The 10,607-nt window shown below is 74.3% G+C and carries 12 protein-coding genes; 8 read left to right on the forward strand and 4 right to left on the reverse strand.

The features are described 5' to 3' along the window. Window positions 1–36: 36 nt before the first annotated feature. Entirely contained in the window at window positions 37–1,164 is a 1,128-nt protein-coding gene (locus tag PH189_RS26015) for an SDR family oxidoreductase (protein WP_274191757.1), read from the reverse strand. Between the two features lie 229 nt (window positions 1,165–1,393). On the opposite strand from PH189_RS26015, the gene PH189_RS26020 reads away from it, so the two are divergent. Next, window positions 1,394–2,764, forward strand: a complete 1,371-nt coding sequence (locus PH189_RS26020; protein ID WP_274191758.1) for an NAD(P)/FAD-dependent oxidoreductase — start codon at window positions 1,394–1,396, stop codon at window positions 2,762–2,764. A gap of 6 nt (window positions 2,765–2,770) precedes the next feature. Further along, window positions 2,771–3,697, forward strand: coding sequence for an alpha/beta fold hydrolase (locus PH189_RS26025; RefSeq protein ID WP_274191759.1), 927 nt, complete (start codon window positions 2,771–2,773; stop codon window positions 3,695–3,697). 4 nt (window positions 3,698–3,701) lie between these two features. Here PH189_RS26025 and aroQ read toward each other — a convergent pair whose 3' ends face one another. Then, window positions 3,702–4,151: a type II 3-dehydroquinate dehydratase gene (gene aroQ, locus PH189_RS26030; protein ID WP_274191760.1), complete on the reverse strand. Its 450-nt coding sequence runs from the start codon at window positions 4,149–4,151 to the stop codon at window positions 3,702–3,704. A 125-nt stretch (window positions 4,152–4,276) separates the two neighbouring features. On the opposite strand from aroQ, the gene PH189_RS26035 reads away from it, so the two are divergent. Further along, window positions 4,277–4,885 carry a response regulator transcription factor gene (locus PH189_RS26035; protein ID WP_274191761.1) on the forward strand — a complete coding sequence of 203 codons (609 nt, stop codon included), beginning with the start codon at window positions 4,277–4,279 and terminating at the stop codon, window positions 4,883–4,885. Window positions 4,886–5,082: 197 nt separating this feature from the next. On the opposite strand, the gene PH189_RS26040 is transcribed toward PH189_RS26035, so the two are convergent. Beyond that, window positions 5,083–5,343: a hypothetical protein gene (locus tag PH189_RS26040; protein ID WP_274191762.1), complete on the reverse strand. Its 261-nt coding sequence runs from the start codon at window positions 5,341–5,343 to the stop codon at window positions 5,083–5,085. Window positions 5,344–5,450: 107 nt separating this feature from the next. Between PH189_RS26040 and PH189_RS26045 the strand changes: the two genes are divergently transcribed. Both PH189_RS26045 and PH189_RS26050 read left to right on the forward strand, forming a co-directional pair. Further along, complete coding sequence (locus PH189_RS26045) at window positions 5,451–6,227, forward strand: HpcH/HpaI aldolase family protein (protein WP_274191763.1); 777 nt, start codon at window positions 5,451–5,453, stop codon at window positions 6,225–6,227. Window positions 6,228–6,266: 39 nt separating this feature from the next. Further along, window positions 6,267–7,271: a helix-turn-helix transcriptional regulator gene (locus PH189_RS26050; protein WP_274191764.1), complete on the forward strand. Its 1,005-nt coding sequence runs from the start codon at window positions 6,267–6,269 to the stop codon at window positions 7,269–7,271. On the opposite strand, the gene PH189_RS26055 is transcribed toward PH189_RS26050, so the two are convergent. Then, window positions 7,244–7,981 carry a VIT1/CCC1 transporter family protein gene (locus tag PH189_RS26055; protein WP_274191765.1) on the reverse strand — a complete coding sequence of 246 codons (738 nt, stop codon included), beginning with the start codon at window positions 7,979–7,981 and terminating at the stop codon, window positions 7,244–7,246. The two genes, PH189_RS26050 and PH189_RS26055, sit on opposite strands and share 28 nt — an antisense overlap. A 155-nt stretch (window positions 7,982–8,136) precedes the next feature. Between PH189_RS26055 and PH189_RS26060 the strand changes: the two genes are divergently transcribed. From PH189_RS26060 to PH189_RS26070, 3 genes are all read left to right on the forward strand, one after another. Then, window positions 8,137–8,703 carry a DUF1707 SHOCT-like domain-containing protein gene (locus tag PH189_RS26060; protein ID WP_274191766.1) on the forward strand — a complete coding sequence of 189 codons (567 nt, stop codon included), beginning with the start codon at window positions 8,137–8,139 and terminating at the stop codon, window positions 8,701–8,703. 291 nt (window positions 8,704–8,994) lie between these two features. After that, complete coding sequence (gene idi / locus PH189_RS26065) at window positions 8,995–9,579, forward strand: isopentenyl-diphosphate Delta-isomerase (RefSeq protein WP_337994196.1); 585 nt, start codon at window positions 8,995–8,997, stop codon at window positions 9,577–9,579. Between the two features lie 82 nt (window positions 9,580–9,661). Continuing rightward, on the forward strand, window positions 9,662–10,450 hold the full coding sequence (locus tag PH189_RS26070; RefSeq protein WP_274191768.1) for a YybH family protein: 789 nt from the start codon (window positions 9,662–9,664) through the stop codon (window positions 10,448–10,450). The last annotated feature ends 157 nt before the right edge of the window (window positions 10,451–10,607 follow it).

The raw sequence follows: 10,607 nt of genomic DNA on the forward strand, positions 1-10,607 counted from the left end.
GAGTCTAGGACCCCGCCCGTCGGGCCATCGCAGCCCTCAGACCATGGCGGCACTGCCGACGTCCGGGTGCTCGCGGTGGTAGGCCACCATCGCACCGACGTGCTCGGCGAAGGTCGGGCAGCGCACGCCGACCTCGGCGAGCAGCGCGGTGGTCGCGGTGACGTCGTAGTCGGTGGGGTGGGTCAGGTAGTCCAGCGTCGACGAGGGCAGCTTGAACAGTCGCCCGACCCCCGGGAGGTGGTCGATCGAGAAGCGCGACAGCGTCGTCGGCACCGGTACCACGCGCAGCTTCTTGTCGGTGTGCGCGGCGAAGGCCTCGCACAGGCCGAGCACGGTCGGCGGGTGCGGGGCGGCGAGGGCGACGGTGCGGTTGAGCGCCCCCGGGTGCGGCGCGAGCGCGGCGATCGCGTCGACGACGAAGTCGCTGGGCACGAGGTTGAAGTGGACGCGCGAGGGGTCGCCGGGCAGCGGCATCACGGCCACGCGGCCCTGGCGGGCGATGAGCTGCAGCGCGTAGTACGGCCCGTCGTACTTCTGGGTCTCGCCGGTGCGGCTGTCGCCGACGACCACCGAGGGCCGGTAGATCGTCACCGGCATGCCCGCGTCGCGCGCCTTGGCGACGATCCGCTCGGCCTCGTGCTTGGTGTGCTCGTAGTGGTTGGAGAAGCGCTGGCCCAGCTCCAGGTCGTCCTCGAAGAAGAGGCCCGGGTAGCGGCCGGAGACGTAGCAGGTGCTGACGTACTGCAGCCGCACGAGCTCGTCGGCGCCCCGCGCGAGGTCGACGACGTTCCGGGTGCCCTCGACGTTCACCGACCAGGCGAGCTCGGGGGCGACGGACAGGTCGTACACCGCGGCGAGGTGGAAGATCTCCAGGGGCCCGCTGCGCAGGGACGCGGCCTCGTCGTCGTCGAGCCCGAGCCCCGGCCGGGTGATGTCACCGACGACGAGACGGGTGCGCCCGGCCAGGGCCGGCTCGGTGGCCTCGAGACGCTCGAGCGTCCGCCGCGCCTGGTCGAGCCAGCGCTCCTGCACCAGGGCCACGGCCTGCGCGTCGGGGGAGCGGCGCAGCGTGCGCGGCAGCAGGGCGCTGCCGAGGAACCCGGGGAAGCCGGTGAACAGCACGGTCGTCGGCAACGCGGCCTCCGGGGAGGATCGGGCCTCCACCGGGGGAATCGGGCGGGGGAGGAGGATCGGGCAGGGTCGGTGTCGCGAGGAGGACACCATGTCCTCCACGCGCGCGCTCGCCCGTCCCACCGTCGGGGGTTGTGAGTGCCGTCATGGGTGTGCGGTCGCTCGGTCCGGGAAGGTGTCCGGGCGCGGTACCAGGGGAAATCATCACGAACGACACTTGCGGGCGGACAATGCCCTCGGGGACTGATGGGAGGACGTTCGCATGAGCGCGCAGCGCATCGTGGTGGTCGGCGCGGGGTTCGCCGGCTTGAAGTGCGTCCAGCGCCTCGAACGTGAGCTCAAGGGCGAGCTGGCACGCGGCGAGGTCGAGATCGTGGTGGTCAATCCCCACGACTACATGCTCTACCTGCCCCTGCTGCCGCAGGTGGCCGCGGGCGTGATCACCGCGCAGTCGGTCACCGTGCCGCTGCCCCGGGCCATCCACCGTTCCCAGCGCCTGCCGGGCCAGGTGATCGGGCTCGACCTCGAGCGCAAGGTCGCCGTGGTCAAGAAGATCAGCGAGGACGTCGTCGACCTGCCGTACGACCGGCTGGTGATCGCCGCGGGCAGCGTCACCCGGCAGTTCGACATCCCAGGGCTCGAGGAGTACGGGCTGGGGATGAAGAACCTCGGCGAGGCCGCCTACCTGCGCGACCACGTGCTCTCGCAGCTCGAGCTCGCGAACGCGTCGACCGATCCCGAGGAGCGCGCCGCGCGCTGCCACTTCGTCGTCGTGGGTGGCGGCTACGCGGGCACCGAGACGGCTGCGTGCATGGAGCTGCTCACCGACGCGGCGCTGAAGCGCTTCCCGCGCCTCGACCCGACGCTGGTCAAGTGGACCCTCGTCGACATCGCGCCACGGCTCATGCCCGAGCTCGGGCAGCGCCTCGGCGAGGAGGCCCTCGACCTGCTGCGCCGTCGCGGCATCGGCGTGCGGCTCGAGACCGGCGTCGAGGAGGTCACCGCCGACAGTGTCACGCTCACCGACGGGGACACCCTGCCGACGAAGACGCTCGTGTGGACGGCCGGGGTCACCGCGAGCCCGCTGGTGAAGCAGCTCGGCGTCGAGCTCGTGCGCGGCCGGGTCAAGTGCGGCACCGATCTGCGTCTCGACGGGTACGACGACGTGTTCGTGCTCGGCGACGCGGCCGCCGTGCCCGACCTGACCGCCGACGACCCCGGTTCCGCGCTCTGCCCGCCCACCGCCCAGCACGCGACGCGCCAGGCGGTCGTCGCCGCGGACAACGTCGTTGCCTCGCTGCGCGGCGAGTCGCTGCGGGAGTACAAGCACCACGACCTGGGGCTCGTCGTCGACCTGGGCGGCACCCAGGCGGTGGCCCACCCGCTCAAGCTGCGCCTCACGGGCATGCTCGCCCAGGTCGTGACCCGGGGTTATCACCTCTACGCGCTGCCGCTCATGCGCACGCGGGCCCGGGTCGTGGCCAACTGGATCCTGCACTTCTTCGGGGGCGACGACTTCATCCGAATCGGCTTCCTCACGGGGCGCAAGAGCGAGACCTCGTCCTTCGAGGAGACGCGCGACTACCTCTCGGAGGAGGAGATCGCGAAGCGCGCCGCCGCCGCGGCTTCCTGACCCGCCGTGACGCCCCCTGAGGACCCGGAGTACCGGGAGGACCTGCTCGCCAGGGACGGGACGCTCCTGCGCCGCTGGGACAACGGCGCGCAGGGCGTGCCCGTGGTCGTGTCCAACGGCCTCGGGGCGAGCCCGACGGCGTGGCCGTTCCTGCACGGCGCGGACTGCGGCTACCACGCGACGAGCTGGCACCACCGCGGTCTCGGCGGCTCGTCGCGCCCGGACGACGAGACGCGCATCGCCGTCCACGACCACGTCGACGACCTGTTCACGGTCATGGACGCGGCCGGGATGCCCCGTGCCCTCGTCGTCGGCTGGTCGATGGGCGTCGCGGTCGCGATCGAGGCCGCCCGGCGCGCGCCCGACCGCGTCGCGGGCCTGCTCGTCCTCGGTGGTGCGGCGACCGGGGCGTTCCGGGTGCTGCCCCAGCTCGCGCCCCTGCCGGCCCAGGTGCCCGAGGGGGTGCACCGCCGGGCGGCGCAGATCGGGGGGTGGCTGCTGCGGGTGGTCGGGCCGCCGGCGGCGGGGCTGATCAACCTGCTGCCCCGGAGCATGGACGCGGGCCGCGAGGCCCTCGGGCGTGCCGGTGTGGACCCGGCGCACCTCGACCCCACGGGCTCCGCCGCGCCGATGATCACCCTGGCCGAGGTGGCGCGGGAGTTCGCCCGCCACGACTGGACGTGGTTCTCGCGGCTCGTGCTCGCCGCCGCCGAGCACCCGACGCCGGACGACCTGGCCTCGGTCCGTGTGCCCGTCACGGTCGTGTCCGGCGATCTCGACACCCTCGCCCCGCCGGCGGACATGGGGGCCCTCGCGGCCGCCCTGCCCGACGCCCGGCTCGTGCGTCTGCCGGGCAGCCACTTCCTGCCCCTGCAGTTCCCCGAGGCCCTCGCGGGCGAGCTGGCCGCGCTGGCGACCCGGGCCCACCTCTGACTCGTCAGGCCGGGCGCACGAGCCGCTCGGCGAGGAAGCGCAGCGCGAGGTCGTATCCGGTCACCCCGGCTCCGGCGATCACGGCCGCGGCCACCGGCGACACGTAGGAGTGCGACCGGAACGCCTCGCGGGCGTGCACGTTCGACAGGTGCACCTCGACCACCGGGACCGGCAGTGCGGCCAGCGCGTCGCGCAGGGCCACGGACGTGTGGGTGTAGCCGCCCGGATTGATGATCACTCCGCCGTGGCCGGTCATGGCCTCCTGGACGGTGTCGACGAGCACGCCCTCGTGGTTGCTCTGGCGCGCGTCGACCTCCAGCCCGAGCTCGGTGGCGGTGCGCCGACAGCGCTCCTCCAGGTCAGAGAGGGTCTCGGTGCCGTAGACCTCGGGTTCCCGGCGGCCCAGGAGGTTGAGGTTGGGGCCGTTGACGACCAGCACGCGGCGGGCGTTCATGCGCCACTCCATCGGGGGTTCATAACCACGCCTTTGTCATTCGGGGGTCAAGCGGACGGGTGGGACGGCCGATGAGGGGGACAGCGCCCAGCACGGGCGGTCTCCCCATCTCGGACGGAGTCTGTATGAGGACGGTTCTGATCTGCGACGACCGGCGCAGTGTCCGCGAGGGACTGACGCGCGTCATGTCCGCGGTCCCCGGCGTCCAGCGCATCGACTGTGTGTCCACCGCCGACGAGCTGCTCACCCGCTACGCCCGCCAGAGCGCGGACGTCGTCTTCGTGGGGACGCAGCGCGCCGTGGCCTCGGGCGCCGAGGCGACCCGTCGCCTCATGGCCGCCCATCCCCAGGCCAACGTCATGGTCTTCGGCGCCCCGGACGACGGCGGCAGCATCGCCGCCGCGATCGCCGGCGGTGCCCGCGGCTACCTGCGCTGGGACGCCTCGCGGCCCGAGCTGGTCGCCGCGCTCGCCCACTCGTCGGTCGGCGCCGAGGCCGGTGCCATGCCGATGCAGCGCGGTGCCCAGCCCGGCCCGGGTGTCAACCTCACCGAGCGCGAGATGCAGGTCCTGCGCGGCATGAGCCAGGGCAAGAGCAACGGCCAGATCGGCCGCGAGCTCTACCTGTCCGAGGACACGGTGAAGACCCACGCCCGCCGGCTGTTCCGCAAGCTCTCGGCGGCCGACCGGGCCCAGGCGGTCGCGCAGGGCTTCCGCTGCGGCCTCGTCTCCTGAGGCGGCTGCCGGGGGAGAAACCCGACGACGTCCCGCCGGGTCGGAGGCGGCAGGAGGTCAGGCCGGGCAGGAAGTGGCTGGGCAGCAGATCGACGAACGGCGACGGGTCGACCGGACCCGGTGGACGGGCGTACCCCGCATGCGCCCGCCCACCGGGTCCGGTCGGCGTGCCCGCAGGAGCCGGGCCGTGCGGCGTCTCAGGGGCCGACGACGGTCCGGATGGTGTCGTCGCGCAGCTCGGTGCGGGTGCGCGGGTGCGCCCCGAACCGGTGGCGGATGCCGTCGGGGCCGACGAGCCAGCCCTGGTAGGCGTCGAGAAAGTGGTCCTGCCGCTCGCCGTCCTCGCCCCGCACGGTGATCCGGTACGCGGTGTCGCGCGCGAACGTGAACCGGGGGGTCGGCGTCGTGCGCCCCGCTCGCGAGGAAGTGCGGGAGGGGGCACGGGAGGGAGCGGCCATCACCGCTGATCGTACGGGCACGGAATACCCGTCCGCCGCCCTCGAACGGAGTAGTCGTGAGAAGGTGAGCGAGGTCTCGGCTCGGCGGTGACGGGAAGGGTGGACGGGTGACGGACACCCTCGACACGGTGCATGCGGCCTGGTCCGCGGGCCGCGCGGCACGCAACGGCTGGCTCACCGTCCCGGACGCCCACCTCGTCGAGGTCGTGGCCGCGTACGCCGCGGGTCACGACGTCCTCGACGCCGTGACCCTCGATCTCCAGCACGGCCTGTTCGACCGCGCGTCGACCGCCGCCGCGGTCCGCGCGATCGACGCCCACGGGCTCGCCCCGCTGGTGCGTCTGCCCGCCGTCGACGAGGCGTCGGTGGGGTTCGTGCTCGACCTCGGGGTCCGCGGCGTGATCGCCCCGATGGTGTCCGACGTCGCGACGGCCACCGAGCTCGTCGCCGCGTGCCGCTACCCGCCGGCCGGGCGGCGCTCGTTCGGGCCCGTGCGCACCGCGCTGCGTCCCGGCGCCGACCCCGTGGGCTCCGCAGCCTCCGTCCTCGTGTTCGCGATGATCGAGACGGCCGACGCCCTGGAGCGGGCGGGGGAGATCGCCGCGGTGTCCGGCCTGGACGGGCTGTTCGTCGGCCCCGGTGACCTCGGCGTCGCCCTCGGGCTCGGCCCGGCTCAGAACCGCGAGGAGCCCGCGATCCACGACGCGTTCCGACGCGTCCTCGACGCCTGCGCCGCCGCGGGCACGCGTGCGGCCGTGCACGCGACCCGCGCGGAGTACGCCGCCGCCCGGGCCGCCGACGGGTTCTCGCTGGTCACCACGTGGTCCGACGGGCCCGCGGTGCTCGAGAGCCTGGACGGCGCGCGCGAGGGGTTCCGGCGATAGCGGACCGTTCCCGTCCGCCTCGCGGGGCACACTGAGCGCGTGCTCGAGACCTCCGCCCGCCTGCTGCGCCTGCTCTCGCTGCTGCAGGCCCGCCCGGAGTGGACCGGCCCGGAGCTCGCCGAGCGGCTGGGCATCACCACCCGCACGGTGCGCCGGGACGTCGACAAGCTCCGCGGGCTCGACTACCCGGTCGAGGTCGGCTTCGGCCCCGGTGGCGGCTACCGCCTCGGGTCCGGGGCCGCGCTGCCGCCGCTGCTGCTCGACGACGACGAGGCGGTCGCGGTCGCGGTGACCCTGCGGACCGCGGCCGGGTCGGGGGTGGCGGGCACGGGGGAGACGGCGCTGGCCGCGCTGGTCAAGCTCGAGCGCATCCTGCCTGCGCGCCTGCGGCACCGGGTCTCGGCGATGCCGGTGGCGATCGTGGCGCCGCGCGTGGCGCCGACCGTCGATCCCTCGGTGCTCGCCGTCGTGGGCGGGGCGTGCCGCGACCGGCGCGTCCTCGAGATCGACTACACCGCCCGCGACGGGGCCGCGACCCGCCGGCGCATCGAGCCGATCCACCTCGTCGCCTGGGGGCGGCGCTGGTACCTCGTGGCCTGGGACCGCGACCGCGAGGACTGGCGCACCCTGCGCGTCGACCGCCTCACGCCGCGGCTGGCCCCGGACGGGCTCCCGACCGGGCCGCGCTTCGCCCCGCGCGAGATCCCGGGCGGCGACCCGGCGGCGTTCGTCTCCGACCGCGTCGCCGACGTCCGGCCGTTCCGTTGCGTCGTGCGCGTCGAGGCGTCGGCCGAGCAGGTGCGGGCGACGATCTGGACCGACCAGGTGCGTATCGAGCCGGACGGGCCGCAGGCTTGCCGGGTGTCGCTCTCCACCGACGACGCCCGCGCCGCGAGCATCATCCTGCTCGGGCTCGGTGCCGAGTTCACCGTCGAGTCGCCCGACGCCCTCGCCGACGAGCTGCGCGTCGTCGCGGCGCGCTACCTGCGGGCCGCCGGGGACGCCCCGGCGAGGTCTCAGCCGACCACGCCGCCCACCAGGTAGCCGATGCCGTAGGTCGCGGCGAGGCCCAGGGCGCCGCCGATCATCACCCGCAGCACCGCCCGCCTCGGGGTCGCGCCGCCGAGCCGGGCACCGGCCCAGCCCGCGAGCCCGAGCGCGACGAGCACCACTGCGACGGTGACGGGGACCCGCCACGTCGCCGGGGTCGCGATCACCGCGATCAGCGGCAGCAGCGCGCCGAGCGTGAACGCCACCGCCGAGGCGCCCGCAGCCCGCCACGGGCTGGTCAGCTCATCGGGGTCGAGGTGGAGCTCGGCGTCGACGTGGGCGGAGAGCGCGTCGTGCTCGGTGAGCTCGACGGCCACCTGCCGTGCGGTCGCCCGCGAGAGGCCCTTGGCCTCGTAGATCTCGGTGAGCTCCTCGAGCTCCTCGTCGGGCGTCTCCCGTAGCTCGCGCTTCTCCTTCGCCAGCTGGGCGCGCTCGGAGTCGCGCTGGCTGGACACCGAGACGTACTCGCCGAGGGCCATCGAGACGGCGCCCGCCACGAGGCCCGCGACCCCGGCGAGGACGATGGGGGCGCGCTCGACCGTCGCGCCGGCGACACCGACGACGATGCCCGCGGTCGACACGATCCCGTCGTTCGCGCCGAGCACGCCGGCGCGCAGGGCGTTGAGCCGCTGGGAGAGCTCACCGCCGTGCGGTTCGGGGTGGACCTCGCCCGGGGTCCCGGAGCTGCTCACGGTCTCGCTCATCCTCCCAGGGTCTCACGGAGACTGGAACGATTCCAGAAAACTGAGCCTGTCCTCAGTCCGCGCACGATTCTCACGGCGATCCGGCGTCCGGGAGCGCACGATGGTGGTGCCGGGTGACGCGGACGGGGCCGCCGCGCCCGGCAGGAGGAGGCGCCGTGGACACCGAGGGAGCAGCCGAGCGCGGAGGGCAGGGCGACCCGGAGGAGCACCGGTCACGCCTGCCCGACCGGAGCGGGCCGCCGGACCTGCGGGTGAGCGATGCCGAGCGCGCGGCCGCCCTGCAGGCCCTGGGCACGCACCTCGAGGCGGGGCGCCTCGACATCGACGAGTTCGGCGAACGGTCCGCCCGCGCGGCCGTCGCCGTCCACCGGTCCGACCTGGAACCCCTGTTCCTCGACCTCCCGGCGCCGCACCCGCCGTTGCCCCACCCTCACATCGCACCTCCGCCCCCGGCCCCGGCGACACCGTCCCCCGTGCCCGAGCAGGTCCGGGACCGCCGTCCCGCCCCGGCCGGTCCGGCCCTCGGTGTCGCGCTGGTGATGCTGCTCGTGCTGGTGCTCCCGGCGCTCCTCGTGGGCGCGGCGGCCACGGGCTCGGCCGGCGGCCTGCTGGTGCTCCCTCTGCTGTTCCTGGTGCTCGGCGCGCGACACGGGCGCTGGCACGGGCGCGGACCCGGGGGTCCCGGGCACGGCGGGAGGCCCGGGCCACACGGGCCCTGGTGAGACAGGGGTGGCGCGCCCGCCAGGGATGAGGTTAGGCTTGCCTCATCGCTGCGCGGTGTTGTGGTGGCGCCAGCGGCAGCGACGAGAGGTGGCCCCGGGCTCGAGGGACGAGCCCGGGGCCACCGATCTCTCCTGGATACCACGTTTCGCCCCTCCGCGCTCCCGCCGAGCGCGTGACCAGCGGCGACGAGCTCCGGTTCCGCACTCCCTGCCTCGCGGTCGCGTGAGACGTCGGCGCTTCGAGGTGCCGCCGCACGGGGCGCAAGGGAAGCTGTGTCCGTTATGGGGATCATCGAACGGGTCGTGCTTCTCGACGAGTCCGGGGCGGCGATGGGGACGGCGGCGAAGGCCGAGGTCCATCACGAGGCCACGCCGTTGCACCTGGCGTTCTCCTGCTACGTCTTCGACGGGCGCGGCGACCTGCTGCTGACCCGGCGCGCCCGCAGCAAGAGGACCTTCCCCGGCGTGTGGACCAACTCGTTCTGCGGCCACCCCGCGCCGGACGAGCCGATGGACGAAGCCGTCCGCCGGCGCGGGCGCCAGGAGCTCGGGATCGACCTCGACGGCCTGCGCCTCGTCCTGCCCGCCTTCCGGTACGACGCCGAGCAGGGCGGTGTGCGCGAGAACGAGATGTGCCCTGTCTTCGTCGCCCGCACCCACGACGTGCCGCGCGAGCCGGACCCCGGCGAGGTCGACGAGATCCGCACCGTGCCGTGGGCGTCGTTCCGCGACGAGGTCCTCGCCGAGCGCTGGTCGGGGATCTCGCCGTGGTGCGCCGACCAGATCCGTCTGCTCGCCTCGCTCGGCCCCGACCCGGGCCGCTGGGCCACCGCCGACCCCGCCGCGCTGCCCCCGGCGGCGTTCCTGGCGTCCTGAATCCCGGTCCGACCGATGAGCCGGCGTGGCCGCGGGAGTTCCACCGGGTGAGGACGCCATCCGAACCCGGGAGGACAGCCCCATGGCCGACGACGACGCCGAGCGCGAGATCCGCGAGCTGATCGAGCGCTGGGCCCACGCCGTGCACGTCGGCGACCTCGACACGGTCGTCGCCGACCACGCCGAGGACATCGTCATGTTCGATGTGCCCCCGCCCCAGGACGGGATTCGCGGTCTCGCCGACTACACCGCGGCGTGGCCCCCGTTCTTCGCGTTCCAGGCCTCCGGCGGGTGCTTCGACATCCTCGAGCTGGACGTCACGGCCGGCGCCGACGTCGCGTTCGCCCACGCCCTGCTGCGCTGCGACACCCCCGAGGCCGTCGCCGCCCGCCCGGACATCCGGCTGCGGCTCACCCTCGGTCTGCGCCGCGAGGAGGGCCGCTGGGTGGTGGCGCACGAGCACCACTCGTTCCCCGACGAGAGCCACATCGTGGAGGACGACCAGCAGGCTGTCCGTGACGTGCACCGGAAGTGGGCGGAGGACACCGCCGCCGGCGACCTCGACGCGCTCGTCGCGCCGATCGCCGACGACATCGTCTCCTACGAGCACGAGGGTCCGCTGGAGTACGTCGGCATCGACGACGTCCGCGAGGTCTGCCGGGCCGGGCTCGAGGCCACGCCGGACCCGGTGCGCTGGGAGATCCCGGACCTCCGGGTCGTCGCCGGCGGCGATATCGCGGTCTCCTGGGGGATCGACCACATCACGCCGGGCCCGGACGCCGAGCCGGTGCTCTCCCGGGGCACACGGGTCTTCCGCCGGACGAGCGAGGGTTGGTCGATGATCCACCAGCACCTGTCGTTCCCCGTCTGACCCCCTCCACGTCGCGGATCTCGTGGTCGGTGGTTCTCGCCGATCGGGGCGTGGTTGTCGGGGGTGGGTTCTAGAGTCGAACACATGAGCGAAGGTGGTGTCGGGCTGGTCGAGCGGGAGGCGCTCGATGCTGCCCGCGCGGAGCAGACCGCGGCGA

It is taken from the genome of Actinomycetospora chibensis, assembly GCF_028737215.1.
Lineage (GTDB): Bacteria > Actinomycetota > Actinomycetes > Mycobacteriales > Pseudonocardiaceae > Actinomycetospora > Actinomycetospora chibensis.

What these genes read in the sequence shown, in the direction of transcription:
- PH189_RS26020 (WP_274191758.1), top strand. Translation starts at nt 1,394, where the DNA reads ATGAGCGCGCAGCGCATCGTGGTGGTCGGCGCGGGGTTCGCCGGCTTG.
- aroQ (WP_274191760.1), bottom strand. Translation starts at nt 4,151, where the DNA reads ATGAACGCCCGCCGCGTGCTGGTCGTCAACGGCCCCAACCTCAACCTC.
- PH189_RS26035 (WP_274191761.1), top strand. Translation starts at nt 4,277, where the DNA reads ATGAGGACGGTTCTGATCTGCGACGACCGGCGCAGTGTCCGCGAGGGA.
- PH189_RS26040 (WP_274191762.1), bottom strand. Translation starts at nt 5,343, where the DNA reads ATGGCCGCTCCCTCCCGTGCCCCCTCCCGCACTTCCTCGCGAGCGGGG.
- PH189_RS26055 (WP_274191765.1), bottom strand. Translation starts at nt 7,981, where the DNA reads ATGAGCGAGACCGTGAGCAGCTCCGGGACCCCGGGCGAGGTCCACCCC.
- PH189_RS26070 (WP_274191768.1), top strand. Translation starts at nt 9,662, where the DNA reads ATGGCCGACGACGACGCCGAGCGCGAGATCCGCGAGCTGATCGAGCGC.